Origin of the sequence: Nocardioides oleivorans (genome assembly GCF_004137255.1) — a bacterium.
Lineage (GTDB): Bacteria > Actinomycetota > Actinomycetes > Propionibacteriales > Nocardioidaceae > Nocardioides > Nocardioides oleivorans.
The window spans coordinates 2,528,949-2,555,127 of record NZ_SDWT01000001.1; the positions used below are offsets into that span (position 1 = coordinate 2,528,949).

A 26,179-nucleotide genomic window follows, 5' to 3' on the forward strand; every position below is an offset into this window, starting at 1 on the left:
CGCGTCTCAGGAGGTCGGCTGGTCGGGCTCGGGCCCGGTCTCGCCGGTCTCCTGCTGCGTCCGCTTCTGCTCCTGGGCCCTGCGGCGCTGCTCCTCGGCGCGCTCGCGCACCTTCTTGAGGAACGCGTCGTCCGCCTCGGGATCAGCGGCGGCGAAGCGGCCGGGCCGGTCGTACTCCGGGAACGCGCTCGCGGTCCGCTCGTAGGGACCGGGCCTGCGCGGTGCGCGCGCCGGGCGCCCGGCGGCGAGCCAGGCGATCGACCCGACGAAGGGGAAGAACAGGATCAGCACGATCCAGAGGATCTTGGGCAGGTTGCGCACCTCGTCGTCGCGGGCGGAGATGGCCTCCACCACGCAGTAGATCGACAGCACGATCGGGACCAGGAAGAACAGCAACCGAAGCATCGGGACCCCCGCAGGTCGGCCCGGCCGGGGCCACGGTCGACGGTCCGATCCGCCGCGGGCGGCAGCGTAGCGCGCGCCGGTCATCGGCGGGTGGGCTCCGCGATTTGCACCATCGGACCCAGAGTGCAAAACTGCACTCCATGCCCGATAGTGCAACTCAGTCGTCCGGCCCGCGTCGCGGCCGGCGCGTGACGCAGCTCCGGATCACCGACGCCGCGCAGCGCCTCGCCGACGACCGGGGCAGTGTCGACGGCTTCACCATGGAGGAGCTCGCCGAGGCGTCCGACGTCTCGCGGCGGACCCTGTTCAACTACTACCCGAGCAAGGTCGACGCGGTGCTCGGCCCGGAGCTCGACCTCGGCTCCGAGGCGCTCGAGCTGTTCCGGACCGGCGGCCCGACCGGCGACCTGGTCGACGACCTCCAGGCACTGCTGCTGAACATCCTCGAGAACGAGGAGGTGGAGATCGCCGCCATCCAGCGCTTCGACCGCATCGTCCACGCCAACCCGGTCCTGCTCATCACGCTGAAGCAGCGCATGCGCCGGCTCGTCGAGCAGCTCGTCGACCTCGCGTCCCAGCGGCCCGGCGGCGACCTGCCCGTGCACGACATGCAGATCGCCATCGCCGTCGTCGGGGGCGTCACCGAGACCGCGGTCACCGCGTTCGTCGACGACCCCGAGCAGGACTTCGCCCAGCTCATCGTCGACGGCATCGCCACGGTCCGCCGGCTCTTCGGCTGATCCCACGCACCACCCGCCCGATCCAACGCACGCACCACTCAACGGGAGAACCTTCCAATGGCACGTCTACTCCACCGCCTCGGCCGCACGGCCCACCGGCGCTGGTACGCCTTCATCGCCGCCTGGCTCGTCGCCCTGGTCGCGGTCGGCTTCACCGCCACCGCCATCAGCAAGCCGATGACCGACGCCTTCTCGATCCCGGGCATCCCGTCCGAGAAGGCCGCCGACCTCCAGGCCGAGCTCTTCCCGGACTCGGTCGACGCCTTCGACCAGGCGGGCATCACCGTCGTCGTCGCCGCGCCCGAGGGGCACACGCTCGCGGAGCAGCCGTACGCCGGCCAGGTCGCGGACCTCGTCGCCGAGCTGGGCGACATCCCGCAGGCGCCGGCCGCCGAGACGATCCTCGACCCGGTGACCGCGGCCGACGGCCAGGAGCAGCAGATGGTCGACGCCGTGGTCGAGGCCGGGGGCGACGAGGCACAGGCGCGCGAGGACTTCGCCGCGCTGTCACCGCTGTCCGACGACGGCCGGATCGGCACGATCACCTACACCCTCGACGTGGACCAGGTCACCGACGTCGAGCCCACCACGGTCGAGGCGATCAAGGAGGCCGTCGCCGACGCGAACGCCGGCGGGCTCACCGCCGAGGTGAACGGGTCCGGGCTCCTCGCGCAGCTGGAGGGCGGATCCTCCGAGCTCATCGGCATCGGCGTCGCCGTCGTCGTGCTCCTCATCGTCTTCGGCTCGGTCGTCGCGGCCGGCATCCCGATCATCACCGCGCTCATCGGCCTCGGCACCGGCCTGCTGGGCGTCGTCGGTGCGACCGCGTTCTTCGACATCGGCTCGAGCACGCCGATCCTCGCCAGCATGATCGGCCTGGCGGTCGGCATCGACTACGCGCTCTTCATCCTCGCCCGCTACCGCAGCGAGCTCGACCACACCGACGACCGCGCGGAGGCGATGGGCATCGCCACCGGCACCGCCGGCTCGGCCGTCGTCTTCGCCGGCCTGACCGTGCTCATCGCGCTCTCGGCCCTGTCGGTCGTCGGGATCCCGTTCCTCACCAGCATGGGCCTCGCGGCCGCCGGCACCGTCCTGGTCGCCGTCCTCGTCGCGCTCACCCTGCTCCCCGCCGTCCTCGGCATGCTGAAGTCGAAGGCCTTCGGCGGCCGGGTCCGCCGCTACCGCCCGCAGCGCGACGAGAAGGGTCGGGTGCTCAACAACGGCGTCCGCTGGGCCCGCCTCGTCGGCCGGGCGCCGGTCGCCGCGATCCTGCTCGTCGTCGTCGGCCTCGGCGCGCTCGCCGTACCCGTCGCGAACCTGCACCTGGCCTTCCCGACCGACTCCACCGCGTCGCCGGAGACCACCCAGCGCCGGGCCGCGGACCTGGTCGCCGAGGGCTTCGGCCCCGGTCGCCAGGGCCCGCTCGTGGTCGTCGTCGATGCCCGTGACGTGGCCCAGGACGACCGCGGCGCGGCGTTCGGCGAGGTCGTCGACTGGGCCGCCGGCATGGACGGCGTCGTCAACGCCCAGGTCGTCGCCACCAACGAGGAGGGCACCGGCGCCCAGGTGATGATCACGCCCGCCACGGGGGCGGACGAGGTCGCCACCGAGGACCTGCTGCACGAGCTGCGCGACGGCCAGTCCGCCATCGAGTCCGAGACCGGCACCACGACCGGCGTCACCGGCATCACCGCGATCCAGGCCGACGTGTCGGAGAAGCTCGCCGACGCGCTGCCGGTCTACCTCGCCGTCGTCATCGGGCTCGCGTTCCTGCTGCTGATGCTGGTCTTCCGCTCGATCCTGGTGCCGCTGACCGCGACGCTCGGCTTCCTGCTCTCGGTGCTGGCGACGCTCGGCGCGACGGTGCTGGTGTTCCAGGAGGGGATGTTCGGGATCGTGGAGGGCGCGCCGCTCGTGTCCTTCATGCCGATCTTCCTGATCGGCGTGGTCTTCGGGCTGGCGATGGACTACCAGGTCTTCCTCGTCACCCGGATCCGCGAGGCGCACGTGCACGGCGCGACGATGCGCGAGGCCGTCGTCGACGGCTTCCGCAACTCGGCCCGCGTCGTGTCGGCGGCCGCCGTGATCATGACCTCGGTCTTCGCGGCCTTCATGCTCACCGATGAGCCGATCATCAAGTCGATGGGCTTCGCGCTCGCCGTCGCGGTCCTCTTCGACGCCTTCATCGTGCGGATGGTGCTGGTCCCGGCGCTGCTCTACCTGATGGGGGAGAAGGCCTGGTGGCTGCCGGCATGGCTCGACCGCCTGCTGCCGGTCATCGACGTCGAGGGAGAGTCGCTCGACCGCGGCCACGCCGCCGACCAGTGGCGCGGGGAGCGCGAGCCGGAGCCCGAGCTGGTCGGCTGACGCCTCTGCTCCGGGGAGTCACCGGATATCCGGTGACTCCCGACGGAGTGCGGTTCTCGTGACGCGAATCCCACGTCACGAGGACCGCACTGTCGTCCGAGGCCTACTTCCAGGGGGCCACGAGCGCAGCGAGGTCCGGAGCCAGCTCCTTCATCAGCAGCGGGCCGAACGTCACCCGGTGCACGCCCAGCGTCCGCAGGTCGTCCAGCGAGCCGGCGGCCGAGCCCTGGCGCGGGTTGGCGATCACGTTGACCGGCCCGTCGAGCGCGTCGAGGAGTGCCTGTACGGCGGCCGCGTCGGGGGCGCCGACCGGATAGCTGCACCGTGAGCCGGCCGCCTCGCACGCCTGCATACGGGTGATCGCCTCGGCGACCGGGTCGTCGAACACGCCCTTCTTGATGAAGGCGTCGGTGCGGGCGTTGACGACCAGGTCGACGCCGGCGGAGTCGGCGGCCTGCCGGATCGCGCCGATGTAGTCGGCGTGCTCGGCGACCTCGCGCAGCCGCCCGCCCTCGGAGTGCACCGTGTCCTCGATGTTGAGGCCGACCGCGCCGGCCTCCAGCAGCCGCTCGACGAGCTCGGCCGCGGCCACGCCGTAGCCGGACTCCATGTCGGCGGTGACCGGGGTCTCCGGCACGGCCGAGCAGATCCGGCGGATGCCGTCGAGGGCGTCGTCGATGGTCATGTCCTCGTTGTCGCCCTGGCCGCGGGAGTCCGCGAGCGGGTGGCTGCCGATGCTCAGCGCGGGGAAGCCCGCCTCGGCGACGACGGTGGCGGACCAGGCGTCCCAGACGTTGGGCAGGACCAGCGTGGTCCCGGTGTGGTGGAGGTCGAGGAGGGTGGTGGCTCGGGTGGCGATGTCCATGCCCCGAGGCTTCCACGGACGAGCGCGCGGGCATAGGTCCGAACGGGCGAGTGTTCTCCCGGCGTGGAGATCCTCGACTCGGTCGTCATCGGCGCCGGACAGGCCGGCCTCGCGGCGTCGTACTTCCTCCGGGAGCGGCGCATCGAGCACCTCGTCCTCGACGCCAACCCCGGGCCGGGCGGCGCCTGGCAGCACCGCTGGTCGTCGCTGAGCATGGCCGACGTCCACGGGGTCGCCGACCTGCCCTCCTCGATCGCCCCCGACGGCTCGGCGCTCGCGGCCAACGAGGTGGTGCCCGACTACTTCGGCGGCTACGAGCGCGACCAGCACCTCCCCGTCGTACGGCCGGTGCGCGTCGACCGGGTCGAGGGCGAGGGCGACCTCCTGGCCGTCCGTGCCGGCGAGCGCACGTGGCGGACCCGCACCCTCGTCAACGCCACCGGGACGTGGACGCGGCCGTTCGTCCCCTACTACCCGGGCACCGCCGACTTCGCGGGCGAGCAGGTGCACACCGCGCACTACCCGGGGGCCGGGCACTTCCGCGGCAAGCGCGTCCTCGTCGTCGGCGGCGGCGCGTCGGCCGTGCAGTTCCTCGGCGAGCTCGCCCCGCTCACCGACACCCTGTGGGTGACACGTCGACCGCCGGTGTGGCGCGACGGGCTCGACGCCGCCGCCGGGCTGGCCGCGGTCACCGCGGTCGAGGAGCGCGTACGCCGTGGGCTCCCGCCGGCGAGTGTCGTCAGCGTCACCGGCCTGGCGCTGCGCCCGCAGGAGCAGGAGGCGGCACGGCTCGGGGCGTACGCCCGGCTGCCGATGTTCGAGCGGATCGAGGCCGGGGGAGTCCGGTGGTCCGACGGCCGGTTCGAGCCGGTCGACGCGATCCTCTGGGCCACCGGCTTCCGCCCCGCCGTCGACCACCTCGCGCCGCTCGGCCTCCGCACGCCGGAGGGCGGGATCGCGCTCGTCCCGGTGCGCGGCAACGTGCAGGGCGCGACCACGTCGGTGGTCGATCCGCGGGTGCAGCTGGTCGGCTACGGGCCGTCGGCGAGCACGATCGGCGCGTCGCGTGCCGGGCGCCAGGCGGCACTCGCCGTGTCCCGGTTCCTCGCCGCCGCGCGCACCGAGGCCGTGGGCTGACGGCCCCGGTCGGCCCAGCGGACCAACCAGGCCCCCGGCACACTCGATCCGTGGGCGGACTCGGACGGCACGGGGCAGCGGTGGTGGCCGGCCTGCTCGCGCTCACCGGGTGCACGTCGACGTCGCCCGAGCGGGCGGTGCGCGACGCCCCACGGGGCGCGAGCGCCACACCGACCGAGGCGACGCGCGAGGGCCGGGTGACCCTGGCCTTCGGCGGTGACGTCCACTTCGAGGGCAACGTCGCGGGCCTGCTGCGCCCCGGCGGCACGCTCGGACCGATCTCGCGCACCCTCCGCGACGCCGACGTCGCGATGGTCAACCTCGAGACGCCGGTGACGACGCGAGGCAGCCGGGACCCGAAGGAGCTCGAGTTCGCCGAGGACCGCTACCACTTCCGGACCTCTCCCCGGGCCCTCGACGTGCTGCTCGACTCCGGCGTCGACGTGGTCAGCCTGGCCAACAACCACGCCGGCGACTACGGGCGCGCCGGGTTGGTCGACACCCTGGCCGCCGGACGCGACGCCGGGCTGGCCATGGTCGGCGCCGGTCGCGACGAGGAGGAGGCGTTCGCCCCGCACGTCGTCGAGGTCGGTGGGCTCGAGGTCGCCTTCCTCGCCGCGGACGGGGTCCAGCGTGAGGGACGCAGCGGGGTGTGGGCCGCTGGCCCGGGCAACGCCGGGACCGCCTCGGTCCGCGGCACGCAGACCGCCGCCCTGGTCGCGGCGGTCGAGGACGCCTCCGAGCAGGACCAGCTCGTCGTGGTCTACGTGCACTGGGGCCGCGAGTACCAGGCCTGCCCGACCCAGTCCCAGCGACTGCTCGCCAGATCGCTCGCCGACGCCGGCGCCGACGTGGTGGTGGGCAGCCACTCCCACGTCCTCGGCGGTGGCGGCTGGATCGGCGACACCTACGTCGGCTACGGCCTGGGCAACTTCGCGTGGTACCACGCGCGCCAGGCGGCCACGGGGGTGCTCGGCGTGACCCTCGACGCCGACGGGGTGGTGGAGAAGTCCTGGACGCCGGCCCGGATCTCGGCGACCGACGGTCGCCCGCTGCCGGTCACGGGTGCCGCGCGCACCCGGGCGGTCGCCGACTGGCGGGCCGGGCAGCAGTGCACCGGCCTGGGGGCCACCCGGGGCGAGGTGCAGCAGGACGACCCGGCGTACGCCTCGACGATCAGCCGCGTCGACGCCGAGCTCGCCGACCGGATGCGCCGCAGCCACCGACCGGGTTGCCCGGTCCCCCTGCGCGACCTGCGCTACCTGGAGATGACCCACCGCGACTTCGACGGCCGCGCCCGCACGGGCGAGATGGTCGTCCACCGGCGGTGGGCCGAGCAGGTGACCGAGGTGTTCGGCCGCCTCTACGACGCCGGCTGGCCGGTGGCGCGGATGCGGCTGGTCGACGACTACGGCGCGGACGACGACGCCTCGATGGCCGCCAACAACACCTCCGGCTTCAACTGCCGCAGGGTCGCGGGCCAGACGAGCTGGTCGCAGCACGCCTACGGGGCTGCCATCGACCTCAACCCCGTGCAGAACCCCTACGTCCGTCCCGGGTCCGTGGACCCGCCCGCCGGCCGCCGGTTCATCGACGTCGACCGGTCCCGCTCCGGTCCGCCGGGCCTCGGTGTCGTCCGAGCGGGTGACCTGCCGGTCACGGCGTTCGCCCGCATCGGGTGGGAGTGGGGCGGCTACTGGGCCTCGTCGAAGGACTACCAGCACGTCGCCGCCCTGACCACACCCTGACCCGAAGCCCCGGTTCGCCCCTGGGTCTGACGCCCGTCACGGGTGCCGCGGCGTCGCCCTCGCTACTCTGTGCGCATGGGGGAGATCGAGAACCGCCCGCACGATCCGTCGCAGATGCGCATCTCCGACGCCGACCGCCAGCGCGTCGCCGACGTGCTGCGTGACGCTGCCGGGGACGGACGCCTCGACATCGACGAGCTCGAGGAGCGCCTCGAGCAGACCTTCGCCGCCAAGACCTACGGCGAGCTGGTGCCGATCACGCTCGACCTGCAGGCGACCGGTCCCGTGGCGCCGCCGGCGTCCGCGCCCGTACGCCGTCCGCACCCGGGGCTGCCCATGGTCGGGCACACCTCCTCGACCGCGATCATGGGCGAGACCAAGCGGCAGGGCCTCTGGTCGGTGCCGGAGAACCACACCGCCTTCGCGCTGATGGGGTCGGTCGTCATCGACCTGCGCGAGGCGCACCTGCAGGCGCACGAGACCCACATCAACGCCAGCACGATCATGGGTGAGGTCAAGATCATCGTCCCGGCGCACATGCACGTGGTCGTCGACGGGACGCCGATCATGGGCGACTACACCCAGGGCAAGGACAAGGTGCCCTCCGAGGTGGGTCCCGAATCGCCCACGGTCCGGGTCAAGGGGATGTCGCTGATGGGCTCGGTCAACGTGCAGCGGCTGCCCGCTCCCGGCACGCCGAAGAAGTACCTCGGCACCTACTGATCCGCCGCTGGTCCCGCCCGCCCGTCTCACGCCCGCCGACCGGGTGCTGCGCGAGCGCATCCCGTCTGACTAGTGTGGCCTGCGTCACTTCACTACGGATCGTCCGGCACGTACCTGCCGGTGAAGGAGCAGACAATGGCAACAGTGACGTTCGAACAGGCCCAGCGGTGGTATCCGGGGGCCGACGAGGCGGCAGTTCCGGGGATCTCCCTCGAGATCGAGGACGGCGAGTTCATGGTGCTCGTCGGTCCGTCCGGCTGCGGCAAGTCCACCACCCTGCGCATGCTGGCGGGGCTGGAGGAGGTCAACGACGGGAAGATCTTCATCGGGGACCGTGAGGTCACCAACGTCCCGCCGAAGGACCGGGACATCGCGATGGTGTTCCAGAACTACGCGCTCTACCCGCACATGACCGTCGAGGAGAACATGGGCTTCTCCCTCAAGATGGCCAAGGTGTCGACCGCCGAGCGCAAGGAGCGGGTGGCGAAGGCCGCCGAGATCCTCGGGCTCACCGAGTTCCTCCAGCGCAAGCCCAAGGCGCTGTCCGGTGGCCAGCGCCAGCGGGTGGCGATGGGTCGCGCGATCGTGCGCGCCCCGCAGGTCTTCTGCATGGACGAGCCCCTGTCGAACCTCGACGCGAAGATGCGCGTGCAGACCCGCACCGACATCGCCCGGCTCCAGCAGGACCTCGGCGTGACGACGGTCTACGTCACGCACGACCAGGTCGAGGCGATGACGATGGGTGACCGCGTCGCAGTGATGAAGCTCGGTGTCCTCCAGCAGGTCGACACCCCGCTGAAGCTCTACGACAAGCCCGCGAACCTCTTCGTCGCCGGCTTCATCGGCTCGCCGCAGATGAACCTCCTCGAGGGTGTCGCCTCCGACGACGGCACGGTCAAGGTCGGCGGCTACAACGTGCCCGTCGACCCGACCGCCGAGCGCAAGATGAGCGGCAACGTCACCGTCGGCGTGCGCCCGGAGAACTGGCGCATCGTCGGCGCGAGCGAGGGCGGCCTGCCCGTGCTCGTGACCGTGGTCGAGGAGCTCGGCGCGGACAGCTTCGTCTACGGGACGTGCGACGTGCAGGGCACGCCGTCCAACGTCATCGTCCGTGTGGCGGGGCGCCAGCACCCGCAGAAGGGCGAGCTGCTCCACGTGACCACGGACCCGCAGCACGTCCACGTGTTCGACACCGAGACGGGCGAGCGACTCTCCGCCTGAGATCTCCGTCGGATCAGCACGGGCCCCGGGAGCGCGAGCTCCCGGGGCCCGTCGCCGTGGGGCCGCCATACTGTGTGCCGTGCTCCCGTCCGACGTCGACTTCGAGTCCAGGCTCCGCAGGCTGCTCCCCGACCTCCGCGAGACCCTCGGGCGGGTCTACGGCACGGACGCCGCGCCCGAGGTGGCCGACCGGCTGGTCGCGATCGCCCGGGCAGCGCACGTCGCACGGCCGACCGAGCTGCGCGACCTCGACCTGCGCCGCAGCTACACGCCCGACTGGTTCCAGCGCGAGGGCATGCTCGGCTACGCGGCCTACGCCGACCGGTTCGCCGGGACGCTGGCCGACGTCGGCACGCGGGCGTCGTACCTCCGCGAGCTGGGCGTCGGGTACCTCCACCTGATGCCGCTGCTGACCCCGCGCCCGGCGCCCAACGACGGCGGCTACGCGGTGATGGACTACCGCTTCGTGCGCCCCGACCTCGGCACGACCGACGACCTGCGCGACCTCGCGACGGTCCTGCGCTCCCACGGCATCAGCCTCTGCCTCGACCTCGTGCTCAACCACGTCGCCCGCGAGCACGAGTGGGCCGTCGCGGCGCGCGCCGGGGACCCGGAGAAGCGCGCCTACTTCCACGTGCACGACGACCGCACGATGCCGGACGCCTACGAGGCGACGCTGCCGGAGGTCTTCCCGGACTTCGCGCCGGGGAGCTTCACCTGGGACGACGAGCTCGCGGGCTGGGTCTGGACCACCTTCAACGACTACCAGTGGGACGTGGACTGGTCGAACCCGGCGGTGCTCTGCGAGTACGCCGCGATCATCCTCGAGCTCGCCAACCTCGGCGTCGAGGTCTTCCGTCTCGACGCCATCGCCTTCCTCTGGAAGCGGCTCGGCACCGACTGCCAGAACCAGCCGGAGGTCCACGAGCTGACCCGTGCCCTGCGCACCGTCGCCCGGATCGCGGCCCCCGCCGTCCTCTTCAAGGCCGAGGCGATCGTCGGGCCGGCCGACCTGCCGGCCTACCTCGGAGTCGGCCCGCACGCCGGTCGGGTCAGCGACCTCGCCTACCACAACGGGCTGATGGTGCAGGTCTGGTCGATGCTCGCCTCACGCGACGTGCGGCTGGCGTCGTACGCCCTCCAGCAGCTGCCGCAGCCGCCGTCGACGACGTCGTGGGTCACCTACGTTCGCTGCCACGACGACATCGGCTGGGCGGTGGCCGACGAGGACGCCCGGGCCGTGGGCATCGACCCCGTCGCTCACCGCCGCTTCCTGTCCGACTGGTACTCCGGCTCGTTCCCGGGGTCGTGGGCGCGTGGGCTGGTGTTCCAGCACAACGAGCTCACCGGGGACCGTCGCATCTCCGGCTCGCTGGCCTCGCTCGCCGGGCTCGAGGCGGGCGACGCCGGCGCGGTGCCGCGGATCCTGCTGGCGCACGCGATCGTGCTGTCCTTCGGCGGGCTCCCGGTGATCTGGATGGGCGACGAGCTGGGACTGCCCAACGACCTGGGATGGGCCGACGACCCGGCACACGCAGGCGACAACCGCTGGGTGCACCGACCCCGGATGGCGTGGGCCGAGGCGGGATCGGACCCGCACGGCATCACCACCGGGCTGCGGCACCTCGTCGACGTACGACGCTCGCTGCCGCAGCTGCACGCCGCGGTCCCCACCGAGGTGTGGGACCCGCGCGACCCGCGGGTGCTGCTCGTCGTGCGTCGCCACGACGACGGTCCGCTGCTCGCGGCCGTCAACGTCAGCGACGAGGAGGCGTGGGTCGACGCCGACGTGCTCCACTGGCTCGGGCTGCACACGCCCGGGCTGCGCGACGCCGTCAGCGGGACCGCCCCCGCGCTGGTGGCGGGGGCGGTCCGGCTGGCGCCCTGGGCGGCCGCCTGGTTGTACGACGGCGGCGCCTGAGGGCGCTCGGCCCTCTGCTAGACGGCGTCCTGTTCCTCGCCGACCTTCTCGGCCTTGGCCATGACGTTGCCGCCGGGCACGATGCCGGCCTTGTCGTGGTCCATGGTGAGGTTGTCGCCGGTGGCCGGGTCGAACAGGTGGATCTTGCGGGCGTCGACCCAGATCGTCGCCTCGTCACCCTCGGCGATCCGGCTGGCGCCGTCGAGGGAGACGACCAGCTGCGTGCGCAGCGACTCGCCGTCGAGGTCCTTCTCGAGCTGCGCGAGCTGCTCGCGCACCTCGGGCGGTGCCTCGAACGGGATGTAGGCGTAGGCCTCGTTGCCGAGCCACTCGACCACGTCGACCTTGGCCTTGAACGTGGCCTCCTCGGTGACCTTGTCGCTGTCCACGACGCTGGCGTCCTCGAAGTGGTCGGGCCGGATGCCGGCGATGAGCAGCCCCTTGCCCTGGGCCTTGGCGGCCTTGTCCTCGGGGATCGTGACCGTGCCGAAGGGCAGCTCGACCTGGTTGCCCTTGACCGTCGCCGGCAGGAAGTTCATCGGCGGGGAGCCGATGAACCCTGCGACGAACAGGTTGGCGGGGTTCTCGTAGAGCTCGCGCGGGGTGGCGTGCTGCTGGAGCACGCCGCGCTTGAGCACCGCGACCCGGTCGCCCAGCGTCATCGCCTCGGTCTGGTCGTGGGTGACGTAGACCGTGGTGATGCCGAGCCGCTTCTGCAACCGCGAGATCTCGGTGCGCATCTGGCCACGCAGCTTGGCGTCGAGGTTGGAGAGCGGCTCGTCGAAGAGGAACGCCTCCGCGTCGCGGACGATCGCGCGACCCATCGCCACGCGCTGGCGCTGGCCGCCGGACAGGTTGCCGGGCTTGCGCTCGAGGTGCTCGTCGAGCTCCAGCGTCTTCGACGCCTCGCGGACCTTCTCGTCGATCTCCGACTCCGGCTTGTTGGCCAGCCGCAGCGGGAACGCGATGTTCTCGTAGACGGTGAGGTGCGGGTAGAGCGCGTAGTTCTGGAAGACCATCGACAGGTTGCGCTCGCGCGGGGCGAGGTCGTTGACCCGCTTGCCGCCGATCATCATGTCGCCGCCGCTGATGTCCTCCAGCCCGACGATCATTCGCAGGAGCGTCGACTTCCCGCAGCCCGACGGGCCGACGAGGATCAGGAACTCGCCCTCCTCGACGTCGATGCTCACGTCGTTGACGGCCGGGAAGCCGTCGCCGTACTTCTTCACGATGTTCTTCATCTGAATGCCAGCCATGAGCTGATCACCCCTTCACTGCGCCGGAGGTCAGTCCGGCGACGATCTTGCGCTGGAACAGCAGGACGATGACGATGATCGGAATCGTCGAGACGACGGCTCCGGCAGCCAGCAGCGATGCCGGCCGGTTGAACGGGTCGGCCCCGACGAAGAACGACAGTGCGGCCGGGATCGGTCGCGCGTTCTCGGTCGAGGTGAGCGAGATGCCGAAGACGAAGTCGTTCCACGCGAAGAAGAACGTCAGGATCGCCGCCGTGAAGACGCCCGGTGCGGCCAGCGGCACGATCACCTTGCGGAACGCCTGCCACGACGTGGCCCCGTCGACCTGGGCGGCCTGCTCCATCTCCCACGGGATCTCGCGGAAGAAGGCGGACAGGGTCCAGATCGCCAGCGGCAGCGTGAACGACATGTAGGGGATGATCAGGCCGGGCCAGGTGTCGTAGATCCCGAACGTGCGCCACATGTCGAACAGCGGCCCGACGAGCGAGACCACCGGGAACATCGCGATCACGAGGGCCAGCGTGAGCACGAACTTCTTGCCCGTGAACTCCAGCCGCGCGATGGCGTACGCCGCCAGGGTGGCGATGATGACCGACAGGGCCGTCGCGATCAGCGAGATGCCGATCGAGTTGAGGATCGCCCGGCGGAACTGCTCGTCGGCGAGCACGTCGGCGTAGTTCTGCCAGCCTGCTCCACCTCCGTCCGCGGGCAGGAAGCCCGGGCTGCCGTTGGTGATGGCGTCCTGGCTCTTGAACGACAGCGAGATGATCCACGCCACCGGCAGCAGGCACCACACCAGGATGAGGACTGCGCCGATCACGACGCCGATCTTGTTCTTGGTGCTCATCTCAGCCCTCCTGCCGTGCGGCGGCCAGGTCGACGCGGAAGATCTTCACGATCAGGAAGGCGATCAGCAGCACCGACAAGAACAGCAGCACCGACAGCGCCGACCCGATCCCGAGCTGGAACTGCTCGATGACTTGTCGGTAGGTCAGGAACGACACCGACTCGGTGCCCTGGGCTCCCGCCGTCATCACGAAGATGTTGTCGAAGATGCGGTAGGCGTCGAGGGCGCGGAAGAGGACCGCCACCATGATCGCCGAGCGCATGTTGGGCAGGATCACCTTCCACAGCCGCTGCCACCAGGTGGCGCCGTCGACCTTGGCGGCCTCGAGCATGTCCTCCGACACCTGCGCCAGGCCGGCGAGGAGCAGCAGCGACATGAACGGAGTGGTCTTCCAGATCTCGGAGACCATGATCGCGACGATGCCGCTGCCGAACTGGCCGAACCAGTTGAAGTCGTCACCGATGAACGGCAGCCAGCCGTTGACGAAGCCGTTGTTGTTGCTGAAGGCGAACTGCCACGCGAAGCCCGAGACCACGGTGATGATGCCGTAGGGGATCAGGATCGAGGTGCGGATGATGCCGCGGGCGAAGATCACCCGGTGCATCACCATGGCGAAGACGAAGCCGATCACCAGCTCGAACGCCACCGTCACGACCATGATCAGCACGGTGACGGCCGTGTCACGCCAGAACAGCGAGTCGGTCAGGGCGGTGACGTAGTTGCCCAGGCCGATGAACTCGCGGTCGTCGGGTGCGGTGAGGGAGTAGTTGAAGAGGCTGAGGTAGAGCGCCCGCAGCATCGGGAACGCGGTCACCAGCAGCATCAGGAAGATGGCGGGCGCCACCAGCCTGAGGCCCAGCCTGTTCTCGGCCCGGGAGCGGTCGCTCGCGGGGGCAGCAGCGGCACTCACAGCAGCCTCTTTCCGGCCAGGACGTCGGCGAGGTACTCCGCCGACCGCTTCGGCGTCGAGTCGGGGTTGACCGACGTGGGGGAGTGCCAGACCGACTGCACAGCAGCCGAGATCTGGCTGTAGAACGGGCTCTTCGGCCGCGGTCCGCCCTCGTCCACGCTGGTGCGGTAGAGGTCGAGCAGGTCCTCGGGGAAGTCACCGGTGGCGGCGACCTCCTCGTAGGCCGAGTTGGTCGACGGCATCAGGCCGTCGTTGACGGCCAGGTCGACCTGGGCCTCGGTGGAGGTGATGCACTGGGCGGCCTCCATCGCGAAGTCACCGTTGTCGGAGTACGCCCCGACGCCGATGTCGATGCCGCCGATCGGGGGCTTGGACGCCTCGCCCTCGACCGTCTGGGGGTAGCGCGCCCAGCCGAGGTCGTCGAACTGCTGCTCGTCGGCGGGGCCGCCGGGCGAGCCGACGAGGCCCTTGTAGTTGGCGTAGACGAACGTCCAGTTGACCATGAACTCGCCGGGGCCCTCGGCCGGGAACATCTGGCCGAGGCTGGTGCCCTCGTTGGACACCGTGAAGTCGGCCTGGCGGGCCTTGCTGTCGGCGAGCTTCTGGATCACGGCGGCCGCGTCACGCCCGGCGTCGCTGTCGAGGTCGACCTTCGCGTCGCGCCCGGCCTCGGTGTCGCTGACGATGTCGCCGCCGGCACCCTGCATCAGGGCGTTGATCCACACGACGTAGGCCTCGTACTTGTTGGCCTGCACGCCGACCGTGCCGCCCTCGTTGTCGGCGGCGTCGATGACCTGGTCCCACGTGACCGGCTGGCTCATGTCGAGCCCGGCCGCCTCGGCGAGGGACTTGCGGTACCAGAGGACCTGCGTGTTGGCCCAGAGCGGGATGGCGTAGACCCCGTCGTCCCACGTGACCGTGTCGGCCGCGCCCTCGAGGTAGTCACCACCGTCGGTGATCTCACCGGCCAGGTCGTCCGGCACCTTCTCGAGCCAGCCGGCGTTGGCGAACTCCGCCACGAAGACCGGGTCGAGGTTCATCAGGTCCGTCGACGAGTCCTGCGCCGCGAGCCGGCGCGCCAGCTGGGTGCGCTGGTCGGTCGCGCTCGACGGGAGCTGCTGGACCGCGATGTCGTACTGGTCGGTGCTGCACTTCTCCGCGTAGGTGCGGAACGTGTCGACCCCGTCGGGGTTGACGTACCAGTTCAGCGTGGGTGTGCCCGAGTCGCCTCCGCAAGCCGTCAGGAGGCTGCCGGCGAGGGCCAGTGTGGCCACCGATCCGGCGATGCGCCTTCCCCCTGGGCGACCCCGCGAACGCGACGATGATCGTGATGCCATGCGCCCTCCTATGTATGACGTCGATCACTGGTCTATCCGGTGGCGATAGGGTTTGGCAACCGCACCCCCTCCCTTCGAGATACCGCGGAATCCGCAACCTGAGAGGCCTGTCGTGAGTCGTTGGTTCGCGCCCGGACGCATCAACCTGATCGGCGAGCACACCGACTACAACGACGGGTTCGTGCTGCCCCTGGCCCTGGCGATGGGGTGCACGACGACACTGTCGAGCGCCGCCGACGGGTGGACGGTGACCTCGGCCCAGACCTCGGACGAGGTGCGGGTCGATCCCTCCGGCCTCGCCGACCGGCCCGAGGTCCCGGACTGGGCCACCTACGTCCTGGGTGCGCTGTGGCTGCTGACCGACGACGGCGTCGACGTGCCGCCCCTGCGGCTGGAGGTCGACTCCGACGTGCCCACGGGGGCAGGGCTCTCCTCGTCCGCCGCGCTGGTGTGCTCCGTGGTGTGCGCGCTCGACGACCACCTCGGCCTCGACCTCGGTCCGGCCGGGCTGCTGTCGCTGAGCCGGCGGGTGGAGAACGACGCCGTCGGTGCCGCCACCGGCGGCATGGACCAGCTCGTCAGCCTCCGCGGCGAGGCGGGGAACGCCCTGTTCTGCGACATGCGTGACCTCACCTCGGAGCCGGTGCCGTTCGACCCCGAGGCCTCGGGGCTCACCCTCGTCGTGGTCGACACGCGCGCGCCGCACCGCCACGCCGACGGGGAGTACGCCGCCCGCCGCGACGGCTGCGAGGAGGCCGCGCGCCGGCTCGGGGTGACCGCGCTGCGCGACGTGACCGCGTCAGATCTTGACGATGCCTTGAGCCGCCTGGACGACGAGGAGCTGCGCCGCTACGTGCGCCACGTCGTCACCGAGGACGCCCGGGTGCTGTCGGCGGTCGAGATCATGCGGGCCGGGCGGCTCGACGGGCTCGGGCCGCTGCTCACCGCGTCCCACGCCTCGATGCGTGACGACTTCCGGATCACGGTGCCCGAGGTCGACACCGCCGCAGAGGCCCTGCTGGCGGCGGGCGCCGTCGGGTCCCGGATGACCGGCGGTGGCTTCGGCGGCTGCGTGATCGGGCTGGTGCCCTCGGACGCGGTCGACGCGGCGGGCGACGCCGTACGCCGTGCCTTCGCCGGCGCCGGCTTCGGCGAGCCGACCGTCTTCACCGCCGCCCCGGAGGCGGGGGCGCGGCCGGTCAGCTAGCCGCGTCGGCGGTGCGCCCGATGGCCTCGACGACCTGGCTCCACAGCTCCGGCGGCAGGTCGTGGCCCATCCCGTCGATCGTGATGAGCTCGGCGCCGGGGATCGCCGCGGCGGTCGAGCGGCCGCCGCTGACGTGCACCATCTTGTCGGCCGTGCCGTGGATGACGAGGGCCGGCACCCGGAGGCTGCGCAGCCGGTGGGTGCGGTCCTCCTGCTTGAGGATCGCCATCATCTGGCGCATCATCCCGCTCGCGCTGTAGCCGCGGTCGAAGGTCTCGCCGGCCCGCTTCGCCAGCTTCTCGGGCGTCGTCGGGAACTCGGGGGATCCGATCACGCCCCAGAAGGCCACGCTGGTCTCGACGTAGGACTCGCGGCCCGGCTTCCGCGGCGCCAGGAGCGCGGGGATGATCCGCGGGTCCTGCCAGCCGACCGTCCGGCGACCGGTGGTCGACATGATGCTCGTCAGCGAGCGCACCCGCTTGGGGTGCTCGACGGCGATGGTCTGCACGACCATGCCGCCCATCGAGATGCCGGCCACGTGCGCGGAGTCCCAGCCGAGGTGGTCCATCAGCGCGACGCCGTCGGAGGCCAGGTCGCTCATGGAGTACGGCGCCTTGGCCTTGCGTCCGCTGAACGCCCGGACCAGCTGGCCACGGCTCACCCGCGCCCGGATCCGCGTGGAACGACCGGTGTCGCGGTTGTCGTAGCGCACGACGAAGAAGCCGGCGGAGGCGAGCAGGCGGCAGAAGTCCTCGTCCCACCAGTTCATCGGGCCGCCGAGCCCCATGACGAGCAGCATCGGCTCGCCGTCGGGGTCGCCGAACGTCTGGTAGCAGAGCTCGACCTCGTTGCCGACGGGAGCGAAGAGCTCCTCGGACACGGCTGGCGCCTCGGTGCTGACGCGGCGTGAAGACATGGTCCCAGTGAACACGACGGCATACCCAAAACGATGCAGAGTGGGGGATGTCCCCCATTCCGTGGGGCTTCTGGGCTAGGTTCGGCGATTGTGACGCAGCGCACAGTGGCGACGTTCCTGACGCCGGAGGGCTTCTCGCAGCCCTCCGCGGTCGCCGTCCTGCGCGAGGGTCGCGTGGTCTCGGAGGCGGGTCGCTACGCCGTGCGGGCGTTGGGCTCCCGCGGGTCGCGACGGCGTACGCCGTGCGGCTCGACGCCCGTCCGCGTGGCCGAGCCGGTCCTGCTGGTGCCGGGCTTCCTGGCCGGCGACTCCTCGCTCGCGCCGATGAGCCGGGCCCTGCGGTGGGACGGCTTCCGCACCTACCGGTCCGACATCCGCGCGAACGTCGGGTGCACGCTGGCCGCCGCCGCGCAGCTCGAGGCACGGCTCGAGGAGATCTCCCAGCGCCGTGGCTCGCGGGTCCGGATCGTGGGGCACAGCCTCGGCGGGATGCTCGCGCGCGGCGTCGCCGCCCGGCGCCCCGACCTCGTCGCCGGCATCGTCACCATGGGCAGCCCGATGCTGGCGCCCGGTGCGCACCACGTCTCCCTGGCCCGCAGCGTCGACCTCCTGGTGCGCCTCAACCGGGCCGGGATGCGGCACCTGATGGCCGAGGACTGCGTGGCGGGCCACTGTGCGCGGGAGAGCTTCGACCAGGCGCGGGCGCCGCTCCCCGACGACGTCGACTTCACCGCGATCTACTCGCGCCGCGACGGCATCGTCGACTGGCGAGCGTGCATCGACCCGATCGCCACGGCGGTCGAGGTGCGCTCGTCGCACCTGGGCATGGCCTTCGACCCGGCCGTGATCGCCGCGGTCACCGCCGCGCTGCGACCGGTGGTGCCGTTGTCAGTTGTCGAAGTCGATCGTGGAGAGATTGCGTAGCTTCGAGAGCTGGTGCTCGGCCGTGATCGAGCGGACGGTGCCGCTGCGCGAGCGCATCACGAGGGAGTGGGTCGTCACGCCGTCGCCGCGGTAGCGCACGCCACGCATCAGCTCGCCGTCGGTGATGCCGGTGGCCACGAAGAACGCGTCGTCGCCGGTGACCAGGTCGTCGGTGCCCAGCACGAAGTCGCGGTCGAGGTTGTGCCCGGCGTCGAGCGCCCGCTGCCGCTCGTCGTCGTCCTGCGGCCAGAGCTGGCCCTGGATCTTGCCGCCGATGCACTTCATCGCACACGCCGTGATGATGCCCTCGGGGGTGCCGCCGACGCCGAGCATCAGGTCGACGCCTGTGTCGGGACGGGCGGCCATGATCGCGCCGGCGACGTCGCCGTCGGTGATGTACTTGATCCGCGCCCCGGTCTCGCGGATCTCCTCCACCAGCCGCGCGTGGCGGGGCCGGTCCAGCAGCACGACGGTGACGTCGTGGATCGAGATGCCCTTGGCCTTCGCGACGCGGGCGATGTTCTCCTTGACCGGCAGCCGGATGTCGACCTGGTCGGCGGCCTCGGGCCCGGTGGCCAGCTTGTCCATGTAGAAGACGGCGCTCGGGTCGTACATCGAGCCGCGCGGCGAGACCGCAAGCACGGAGATCGCGTTGCTCATGCCCTTGGCGGTGAGCGTCGTGCCGTCGATCGGGTCGACGGCGACGTCGCACTCGGGGCCCGTGCCGTCGCCGACCTCCTCGCCGTTGAAGAGCATGGGGGCGTTGTCCTTCTCGCCCTCGCCGATCACGACCGTGCCGCGCATCTCGACGGTGGCGATCATGTAGCGCATCGCCTCGACCGCGACGCCGTCCGCGTCGTTCTTGTCGCCGCGACCGACCCAGCGGCCGGCGGCCATGGCGGCTGACTCGGTCACCCGCACGAGCTCGAGGGCGAGGTTGCGTTCGGGCTGCGGGGCGCTGGCGCTCATGGGGCGGATGCTATCGGCCGGGCACGGACTGGGAGGATGGGCCCGTGAGTGAGCAGCCGAGCCGGTACAACCGCTCGTTCGGTGGCATGACCGGCGCCCTGATCGTCACGGTCCTGTTCGTGCTGGCCTTCGTCGCGTGGCGCGGGGTCTTCCGCACCGACACCGACGACACGCCCACCCCGGTGGACTGGCAGGCGAGCGTCGAGCTGGCCGAGCGGGCCGGCTACCCCGCCGTGCACCCGCGCGAGCTGCCCGCCGGCTGGACGGCCACGAGCGTGGACCCGATCTTCGGCAGCGACGACCCGCGCTGGGGCCTGGGCATCCTCACCGACGACGGGAAGTTCGTCGGCATCCGCCAGGAGCGCACCTCGGTCGACGACCTCGTCGAGACCTACGTCGACGAGAAGGCCGACCCCGGCGACGACGCGACCGTGCCGTCGGACATCACCGACACCTGGCAGACCTGGTCCGACGACGGCGGCGACCACGGCCTCTCGACCGAGGTCGGCGACGACGCCCTGCTCGTCTACGGCTCCGCGCCGGTCGAGGACCTCGAGGCCTTCATCGGCCTCCTGACGCAGTAGCCGCCCCTCCGCCCTCGAGCGGTGAGTGAGCCACGATCTGATCGCTCACAACCTGCGTCACCCACGGCTCGAGCGGTGAGTGAGACACGATCTGATCGCTCACAACCTGCGTCACCCACGGCTCGAGCGGTGAGTGAGCCACATTCGACGGCCTCGAGATGTGGCTGTGACACCGCCCATCGAGGGCGTACGGCGTGTTGCTGAGGCAGCGGTGGCAGACCCACATCCGGCGACTCTGGAATGTGGGTGTGACACCGCTCGGGTGTCAGTCGTCCGACTCGGCGTCCATCGCCTCGTCGAGGCGCTTGCGGGCGCCGTCGAGCCACTGCTGGCAGACCTTGGCGAGCGCCTCGCCGCGCTCCCACAGGGCGAGCGACTCCTCGAGGGTGGTCCCGCCCGCCTCGAGGGTGCGGACCACCTCGATGAGCTCCTCGCGGGCCTCCTCGTAGGTGGGGGTGGCCTCACTCATCGGGATCCTCCTCGATCAGACGTGCTTCTTCGATGCGGTCGGTGGTGGCGTGGATCCGGCCGTCGGCGACCCGGACCGAGACGGCGGCCCCGGCGGCGGCCTGCGCGACCGAGGTGACGACGTGGCCGTCGGCGTCCTGGAGGACGGCGTACCCGCGTCGGAGCGTCGCCAGCGGCGACAGCCCCTGGGCGCGTGCGCGGTGGTGGCCGATGTCGTCGGCAGCGCGGTCGAGGCGGTGCGAGAGCGTACGACGGGCGCGCGCCAGGAGGTCGTCGAGCTCGTCGGAGCGTGCGGACAGCAGGTTGCGGGGGTCGGCCATGGCCGGACGCGAGCGGACCTGGGCGAGCCACTCCTGCTCACGGGCGATGCGCTGGGTGATCACCTGTCGCAACCGGTCGCGGGCCCACGTGACGCCGTGCGCCTCCTCGGCCATGTCGGGCACGACCAGCTTGGCGGCGTCGGTCGGGGTGGAGGCGCGGATGTCGGCGACGAGGTCGAGCAGCGGCTGGTCGGGCTCGTGCCCGATCGCGGACACCACGGGCGTACGCATGCCGTGCACGGCCCGGAGCAGCGCCTCGTCGGAGAAGGGGAGGAGGTCCTCGATGGAGCCGCCGCCTCGGGCGACGACGATGACGTCGACCTCGGCGTTGCGCTCGAGCCGGTCGAGCGCCTCCATCACCTCGGCGGCGGATCGGGTGCCCTGCATCGCGGCGTAGGCCACCTCGAACTGCACGGCGGGCCAGCGGCGGCGGGCGTTCTCCAGGACGTCGCGCTCGGCTGCGCTGTTGGGCGCGGTCACCAGGCCGACGCGGCCGGGGAGGAACGGCAGGTCGCGCTTGAGCTCGGGGGCGAAGAGGCCCTCGGCGGCGAGGAGCTGGCGGCGACGCTCGAGCCGCGCGAGCAGCTCGCCGATCCCGACCATCCGGATCTCGCGCGCGGCGAGCGAGAACGAGCCGCGGTTGGCGTAGAAGCTCGGCCGGGCGTGGACGACGACGCTGGCGCCCTCGACGAGGGGAGGGTTCATCGAGTCGACGAGCGAGCGCGCGCACGTGAGGGTGACCGAGATGTCGGCGACCGTGTCGCGCAGGGTCATGAAGACGGTCTGCATGCCGGGACGGCGGTTGACCTGCGCGATCTGGCCCTCGACCCAGACCCCGCCGAGCTTGTCGATCCACTGGCTGACCGCGTTGGCCACCGCGCGCACGGGGGCCGGGGACTCGGCCGTGGCGTCGCGGAGTGAGGGCACGCCGCGAGGATAGGGGAGGGCACGGACACGCCCGTAGACTCGTGCCCATGACGACCGACCTCGGCCTGCCCCCGGTGCTCGACCCGGAGACCGCGAAGAACGTCCTGCTGGCGGCCCCCCGTGGCTACTGCGCCGGCGTGGACCGCGCGGTGATCACGGTCGAGAAGGCGCTGGACCTCTACGGCGCCCCGGTCTACGTCCGCAAGCAGATCGTCCACAACAAGCACGTGGTGGCCAACCTCGAGTCGCGCGGCGCGATCTTCGTCGAGGAGCTCGACGAGGTCCCGGAGGGGAAGACGGTCGTCTTCTCGGCCCACGGCGTCAGCCCCGCCGTCCACGCGCAGGCCGCGGACCGTGGCCTGAAGACCATCGACGCGACGTGCCCGCTGGTGACGAAGGTCCACCACGAGGCCAGGCGCTTCGCGAGCGACGACTACGACATCCTGCTCATCGGTCACGAGGGCCACGAGGAGGTCGAGGGCACCGCCGGCGAGGCGCCCGACCACATCCAGCTGGTCCAGAGCCCCGACGACGTGGCCGGCATCGTCGTCCGTGATCCCGCGAAGGTCGCCTGGCTGTCGCAGACCACGCTGAGCGTCGACGAGACGCTCGAGACGGTGGCCGCGATCCGGGAGAAGTTCCCGCTGCTCCTCGACCCGCCGAGCGACGACATCTGCTACGCCACGCAGAACCGGCAGCTCGCCATCAAGGAGATCTCGACGGACGCCGACCTGGTCATCGTGGTGGGCTCGCGCAACTCGTCGAACTCGGTCCGCCTCGTCGAGGTCGCGCTCGAGTCCGGTGCCAAGGCGTCCTACCTCGTCGACGACCACACCGAGATCGACGAGGCCTGGCTCGACGGCGTCGAGCGGGTGTCGGTCACCTCCGGCGCCTCCGTCCCGGAGGACCTCGTCGAGGGCGTGCTCGCGTTCCTCTCCGAGCGCGGCTTCCCCGACGCCCGCGCGGTCCACTCCGCCGAGGAGTCGCTGATCTTCGCCCTGCCGCCGGAGCTGCGCCGCGACCTGCGCGCCGCCCAGAAGGCCTGAGGCCGGTCGTGGCGCGCTTCCTCGACATCCACCCCGACAACCCGCAGCCGCGGCTGGTCACCCAGGTCGTCGAGGCGCTCCGCAACGACGAGCTGATCGCCTACCCGACCGACTCCGGCTACGCGCTCGGGGCCCAGCTCGGCAACCGTGACGGCCGCGACCGGATTCTCCGGATCCGCGAGCTCGACGACCGCCACCACTTCACGCTGATGTGCAAGGACTTCTCCCAGCTGGGGCAGTTCGTCCACGTCGACAACTCGTCGTTCCGCGCGATCAAGTCGGCCACGCCCGGGCCCTACACCTTCATCCTCCCGGCCACCGGCGAGGTGCCGAAGCGGCTGATGCACCCCAAGAAGCGCACGGTCGGCGTCCGCATCCCCGACCACCGGCTGGTCTGCGCCCTGCTCGAGGAGCTCGGCGAGCCGATCCTCACCAGCACCCTGATCCTCCCCGGCGAGACCGAGGCCCGGACGATGGGCTGGGAGATCAAGGAGGACCTCGACCACGTCGTCGACATCGTGATCGAGTCCGGTGAGGTGACGGCCGAGCCCACGTCGGTGATCGACTGGAGCGAGGGCGAGCCGGTCGTCGTACGCCGCGGGGCGGGCGACGTGTCGCGCTTCGAGGACTGAGCGGCCCTCAGCCGGCGCGCCGGCCGAGCTCCTGGCTGAGCTCGGTGGCCATCCCGGCCTCGCCGTCGCGGTGCAGGCGCCAGCCGAGCCAGCCCAGGCAGAGGGCGTACCCCACGAAGAGCGCGAGGCCGTGGGTCGCGACTCCCGACACGACGGCCTGGAGCAGGCTGTCGTCCGCCGCGGCGATCGCGTCGCGCGCGACGAGGGCGACGAAGGTGAAGACGGCCGTCAGCAGGATCGGCGGCAGGAGGGCGACGAGGTAGAAGTCGCGGCGCCGCACGAGAGCGGCCAGTCCGAGGCAGAGCGTCATGAAGCTGAGGTCGAAGAACAGCGTCAGCCGCCCGGACAGGAGCATGTCGTAGCTGACCGCGGTGAGGGTGACGGCGACCCCGAGGGACACCACCTGGCGGCCCGGCTCGTGCCCGACCTCCCAGAATGCCCTCCAGAACCCGTCGGCCTGCGTCACGGGGTCAACCTAGGACCGATCTCAGGCGCCCTGCGCGCGGCGCGCCGGAGGGTCGAGGTGGCCGGGCGCGGGCAGGTCGTCGAGCAGGTCGTCGAGCGTGGGGTCGCCGATCGCACCGGGGACCTCGTCGAAGACCTCCAGCTCGGGCGCCGCGAGGGACCGCGGGACGGTCTCGACCTGCCGCGGCTGCTCGAGCGGGTCGTTGGTCACGCCGAGCTCGGCGAAGCGACGGGCCGAGACCAGCACCCGGCCCTCGAGCGAGCCCATCGCCTGGTTGTAGGCGACGACGCTGGCGTTGAGGGAGCGGCCGACCTTGTCGAGGTGGCCGGCCATCGAGCCGAGGCGCGCGTGGAGCTCCTGGCCCAGTCGCTGCACGAGCTGGGCCTGCTCGTTGAGCACCTCGTGCTGCCAGCCCTGCGCGACCGTGCGGAGCAGGGCGATCATCGTCGACGGGGTGGCGAGCACGACGTTCTTCGCCGACGCCTGCTCGACGAGGTCGGGGACCGCCTGGAGCGCCGCCTGGAGGATCGCCTCGCCGGGGAGGAACAGCACCACGAACTCCGGCGTGCCGGACATCGCCTCCCAGTAGCGCCGCGAGCCGAGGTCGCCGACGTGCTTGCGGACGTGCTCGCCGAGCCGCGACAGCGCGTGGTCGTGCTCGGCCGGGTCGTCGGCGCTGGTGAGGTCGAGGAAGGCCGCCAGCGGGGCCTTCGCGTCGACCGCGATCGTGCGCCCGCCCGCGAGGGAGACGACGAGGTCGGGTCGCAGCCGGCCGTCGTCGTAGGTCACCTGCTCGGCGAAGTCGCAGTGGTCGACGAGCCCGGCGAGCTCGACGGTGCGGCGCAGGTGCAGCTCGCCCCACTGGCCGCGCACCTGCGGCTTGCGCAGCGCGGTCGAGAGGGTCACGGTCTCGCGGCGGAGCGTCTCGGTGGAGTGGCGCATGTCGGCCACCTGCTGGTGGAGCTGGGCCTGCCACGCGGTCCGGTCGTGGGCCAGGTCGCTGAGCTGGTCCTGGAGGCGGTCGAGGCCCTCCTGCACGACCGCGTGGTCGGCGACCCGCTGCTGGAGGGCGGCCACCGCGCCGTCGTCGGCCGGACGGCTGCGTGACCAGAGCACGCCGATGACCGCGCCGAGCGCGAGGCCGACGGCGAGGACCAGCGCCAGGGTGAGGAGCAGGGGGAAGGTGTCCATGGTCCCAGCATGGACGTCAGCACCGACAACCCGTCCGACCGTGGGCTGCGCCGCGTCGACGAGGTCAGGCGCCCCGGAACGTCCGCCGGTACGCCGAGGGCGAGACGCCGACGCTCGTACGGAGGTGCTGGCGCAGCGAGGCCGCCGTACCCATCCCGGCGCGTGCGGCGACCTGGTCGACCGGCAGGTCGGTCGCCTCGAGCAGGTGCTGCGCGTGCCGGATCCGCTGCTGGGTGACCCAGGCGCCGGGGGACTGGCCGGTCTCCTCGCGGAAGCGGCGGGTGAAGGTGCGCACGCTCATCGACGCCTGCCGGGCAAGGGTCGCCACGTCGAGCGGTTGGTGCAGGTGGGCCTGCGCCCACGCGCGGACGTCGCCGGTGGCCTCGTCGCCGCGCCGCGGGACGTGCCGCTCGATGAACTGCGCCTGCCCGCCGTCGCGCCACGGCGGCACGACCATGTGCCGCGCCACTGCGTTGGCGACCGCGGTGCCGTGGTCGCGGCGGACGAGGTGGAGGCAGAGGTCGGTCCCTGCGCTGAGCCCGGCCGAGGTCAGCACCTGCCCGTCGTCGGTGAAGAGGACGTCCTCGTCGACGGCGACGTCGGGGTAGAGCCGGCGGAAGTCGTCGGCGTACTTCCAGTGGGTCGTGGCGCGGTGCCCGTCGAGGATCCCCGCGGCGGCGAGCACGAAGGCGCCCGTGCAGATCGACATCCAGCGGGCGCCGGCGGGCGCTGTGGCCAAGGCGGCGCGGATGTCGTCGGGGAGCGTGCCGTCGCGCCGCGGGCCGGCGATCTGGGTGCCGGGCACGATCACGGTCTCCGCCGTCGCGAGCGCCTCGAGACCGGCGGACGGGGCGATCGCGTAGCCGCGGGTGGCCGCGACCGGCCCGCCGTCGATCGAGACGACCTGCACGTCGTAGAGCGGCCGTCCGGCGTCGTCGTGGGCCTCGCCGAGCACCTGCGGCGCGATGGTGAGGTCGTAGCCGATGACGGGAGGGATCGCGAGGACGACTACGCGATGAGGAGTCGTCATGGCCGGATTCTTGCACATG

At 71.7% G+C, this 26,179-nt stretch carries 25 protein-coding genes; 12 read left to right on the plus strand and 13 right to left on the minus strand.

Translation table 11 applies throughout. The features are described 5' to 3' along the window. Window positions 1-6: 6 nt before the first annotated feature. A complete protein-coding gene (locus tag EUA93_RS12065) occupies window positions 7-405 on the minus strand; it encodes a PLD nuclease N-terminal domain-containing protein (RefSeq protein WP_129400359.1) in 399 nt (132 codons plus the stop codon). A gap of 140 nt (window positions 406-545) precedes the next feature. Between EUA93_RS12065 and EUA93_RS12070 the strand changes: the two genes are divergently transcribed. Both EUA93_RS12070 and EUA93_RS12075 read left to right on the plus strand, forming a co-directional pair. Then, window positions 546-1,145, plus strand: coding sequence for a TetR/AcrR family transcriptional regulator (locus tag EUA93_RS12070; protein WP_129400360.1), 600 nt, complete (start codon window positions 546-548; stop codon window positions 1,143-1,145). Window positions 1,146-1,202: 57 nt separating this feature from the next. After that, complete coding sequence (locus tag EUA93_RS12075; protein ID WP_129400361.1) at window positions 1,203-3,515, plus strand: MMPL family transporter; 2,313 nt, start codon at window positions 1,203-1,205, stop codon at window positions 3,513-3,515. A gap of 103 nt (window positions 3,516-3,618) precedes the next feature. On the opposite strand, the gene EUA93_RS12080 is transcribed toward EUA93_RS12075, so the two are convergent. After that, entirely contained in the window at window positions 3,619-4,380 is a 762-nt protein-coding gene (locus tag EUA93_RS12080; RefSeq protein ID WP_129400362.1) for an isocitrate lyase/PEP mutase family protein, read from the minus strand. 63 nt (window positions 4,381-4,443) lie between these two features. Here EUA93_RS12080 and EUA93_RS12085 point away from each other — a divergent pair, with 63 nt between their 5' ends. The 5 genes from EUA93_RS12085 to EUA93_RS12105 all read left to right on the plus strand — a co-directional run bounded on the left by EUA93_RS12085 (window position 4,444) and on the right by EUA93_RS12105 (window position 11,130). Further along, window positions 4,444-5,517: a flavin-containing monooxygenase gene (locus tag EUA93_RS12085; RefSeq protein ID WP_129400363.1), complete on the plus strand. Its 1,074-nt coding sequence runs from the start codon at window positions 4,444-4,446 to the stop codon at window positions 5,515-5,517. Window positions 5,518-5,567: 50 nt separating this feature from the next. Then, window positions 5,568-7,265: a CapA family protein gene (locus tag EUA93_RS12090; RefSeq protein ID WP_165355142.1), complete on the plus strand. Its 1,698-nt coding sequence runs from the start codon at window positions 5,568-5,570 to the stop codon at window positions 7,263-7,265. Between the two features lie 75 nt (window positions 7,266-7,340). Further along, window positions 7,341-7,988 carry a DUF1707 SHOCT-like domain-containing protein gene (locus tag EUA93_RS12095; protein WP_129400365.1) on the plus strand — a complete coding sequence of 216 codons (648 nt, stop codon included), beginning with the start codon at window positions 7,341-7,343 and terminating at the stop codon, window positions 7,986-7,988. Window positions 7,989-8,123: 135 nt separating this feature from the next. Then, complete coding sequence (locus tag EUA93_RS12100) at window positions 8,124-9,209, plus strand: ABC transporter ATP-binding protein (protein WP_129400366.1); 1,086 nt, start codon at window positions 8,124-8,126, stop codon at window positions 9,207-9,209. Between the two features lie 295 nt (window positions 9,210-9,504). Then, window positions 9,505-11,130 carry an amylosucrase gene (locus EUA93_RS12105; protein WP_129401217.1) on the plus strand — a complete coding sequence of 542 codons (1,626 nt, stop codon included), beginning with the start codon at window positions 9,505-9,507 and terminating at the stop codon, window positions 11,128-11,130. 17 nt (window positions 11,131-11,147) lie between these two features. Here the strand turns inward: EUA93_RS12105 and EUA93_RS12110 are convergent, their stop codons facing one another. From EUA93_RS12110 to EUA93_RS12125, 4 genes are read right to left on the minus strand one after another with little or no spacing between them, the layout of a single operon-like run. Beyond that, the gene (locus EUA93_RS12110) at window positions 11,148-12,386 is read right to left on the minus strand and encodes an ABC transporter ATP-binding protein (protein ID WP_129400367.1); all 1,239 of its coding nucleotides are present in this window, start codon (window positions 12,384-12,386) and stop codon (window positions 11,148-11,150) included. Between the two features lie 7 nt (window positions 12,387-12,393). After that, complete coding sequence (locus EUA93_RS12115) at window positions 12,394-13,233, minus strand: carbohydrate ABC transporter permease (RefSeq protein ID WP_129400368.1); 840 nt, start codon at window positions 13,231-13,233, stop codon at window positions 12,394-12,396. Between the two features lies 1 nt (window position 13,234). Next, on the minus strand, window positions 13,235-14,143 hold the full coding sequence (locus tag EUA93_RS12120) for a carbohydrate ABC transporter permease (RefSeq protein WP_242497346.1): 909 nt from the start codon (window positions 14,141-14,143) through the stop codon (window positions 13,235-13,237). Next, window positions 14,140-15,417, minus strand: coding sequence for an extracellular solute-binding protein (locus EUA93_RS12125; RefSeq protein WP_165355143.1), 1,278 nt, complete (start codon window positions 15,415-15,417; stop codon window positions 14,140-14,142). Before EUA93_RS12125 ends, EUA93_RS12120 begins: the two co-directional genes overlap by 4 nt. A gap of 175 nt (window positions 15,418-15,592) precedes the next feature. Here EUA93_RS12125 and galK point away from each other — a divergent pair, with 175 nt between their 5' ends. After that, window positions 15,593-16,687, plus strand: a complete 1,095-nt coding sequence (galK, locus tag EUA93_RS12130) for a galactokinase (protein ID WP_242497347.1) — start codon at window positions 15,593-15,595, stop codon at window positions 16,685-16,687. On the opposite strand, the gene EUA93_RS12135 is transcribed toward galK, so the two are convergent. Next, window positions 16,680-17,603, minus strand: coding sequence for an alpha/beta fold hydrolase (locus tag EUA93_RS12135; RefSeq protein WP_129400370.1), 924 nt, complete (start codon window positions 17,601-17,603; stop codon window positions 16,680-16,682). The two genes, galK and EUA93_RS12135, sit on opposite strands and share 8 nt — an antisense overlap. Before the next feature lie 90 nt (window positions 17,604-17,693). Between EUA93_RS12135 and EUA93_RS12140 the strand changes: the two genes are divergently transcribed. Then, window positions 17,694-18,527 (plus strand): alpha/beta hydrolase, encoded by an 834-nt coding sequence (locus EUA93_RS12140; RefSeq protein ID WP_165355144.1) that lies wholly within the window; start codon window positions 17,694-17,696, stop codon window positions 18,525-18,527. On the opposite strand, the gene glpX is transcribed toward EUA93_RS12140, so the two are convergent. After that, window positions 18,492-19,496, minus strand: a complete 1,005-nt coding sequence (gene glpX, locus EUA93_RS12145; protein ID WP_129400372.1) for a class II fructose-bisphosphatase — start codon at window positions 19,494-19,496, stop codon at window positions 18,492-18,494. The genes EUA93_RS12140 and glpX overlap by 36 nt on opposite strands. Before the next feature lie 44 nt (window positions 19,497-19,540). Here glpX and EUA93_RS12150 point away from each other — a divergent pair, with 44 nt between their 5' ends. Beyond that, a complete protein-coding gene (locus tag EUA93_RS12150) occupies window positions 19,541-20,080 on the plus strand; it encodes a DUF4245 domain-containing protein (RefSeq protein WP_129400373.1) in 540 nt (179 codons plus the stop codon). A 265-nt stretch (window positions 20,081-20,345) separates the two neighbouring features. Here EUA93_RS12150 and EUA93_RS12155 read toward each other — a convergent pair whose 3' ends face one another. After that, window positions 20,346-20,549 (minus strand): exodeoxyribonuclease VII small subunit, encoded by a 204-nt coding sequence (locus EUA93_RS12155; protein ID WP_129400374.1) that lies wholly within the window; start codon window positions 20,547-20,549, stop codon window positions 20,346-20,348. Further along, window positions 20,542-21,795, minus strand: coding sequence for an exodeoxyribonuclease VII large subunit (xseA, locus tag EUA93_RS12160; RefSeq protein ID WP_129400375.1), 1,254 nt, complete (start codon window positions 21,793-21,795; stop codon window positions 20,542-20,544). The genes EUA93_RS12155 and xseA overlap by 8 nt, the downstream gene beginning before the upstream one ends. 47 nt (window positions 21,796-21,842) lie before the next feature. Here xseA and EUA93_RS12165 point away from each other — a divergent pair, with 47 nt between their 5' ends. Together EUA93_RS12165 and EUA93_RS12170 are read left to right on the plus strand one after the other, a co-directional pair. Beyond that, the gene (locus tag EUA93_RS12165) at window positions 21,843-22,841 is read left to right on the plus strand and encodes a 4-hydroxy-3-methylbut-2-enyl diphosphate reductase (protein ID WP_129400376.1); all 999 of its coding nucleotides are present in this window, start codon (window positions 21,843-21,845) and stop codon (window positions 22,839-22,841) included. An 8-nt stretch (window positions 22,842-22,849) separates the two neighbouring features. Then, window positions 22,850-23,473 carry an L-threonylcarbamoyladenylate synthase gene (locus EUA93_RS12170; RefSeq protein WP_129400377.1) on the plus strand — a complete coding sequence of 208 codons (624 nt, stop codon included), beginning with the start codon at window positions 22,850-22,852 and terminating at the stop codon, window positions 23,471-23,473. A gap of 7 nt (window positions 23,474-23,480) precedes the next feature. Here the strand turns inward: EUA93_RS12170 and EUA93_RS12175 are convergent, their stop codons facing one another. The 3 genes from EUA93_RS12175 to EUA93_RS12185 all read right to left on the minus strand — a co-directional run bounded on the left by EUA93_RS12175 (window position 23,481) and on the right by EUA93_RS12185 (window position 26,160). After that, window positions 23,481-23,939 carry a DUF6542 domain-containing protein gene (locus EUA93_RS12175; RefSeq protein ID WP_129400378.1) on the minus strand — a complete coding sequence of 153 codons (459 nt, stop codon included), beginning with the start codon at window positions 23,937-23,939 and terminating at the stop codon, window positions 23,481-23,483. Window positions 23,940-23,960: 21 nt separating this feature from the next. Continuing rightward, a complete protein-coding gene (locus tag EUA93_RS12180) occupies window positions 23,961-25,130 on the minus strand; it encodes a DNA recombination protein RmuC (RefSeq protein WP_129400379.1) in 1,170 nt (389 codons plus the stop codon). A gap of 64 nt (window positions 25,131-25,194) precedes the next feature. Next, complete coding sequence (locus tag EUA93_RS12185; RefSeq protein WP_207208671.1) at window positions 25,195-26,160, minus strand: GlxA family transcriptional regulator; 966 nt, start codon at window positions 26,158-26,160, stop codon at window positions 25,195-25,197. Between the last annotated feature and the right edge of the window lie 19 nt (window positions 26,161-26,179).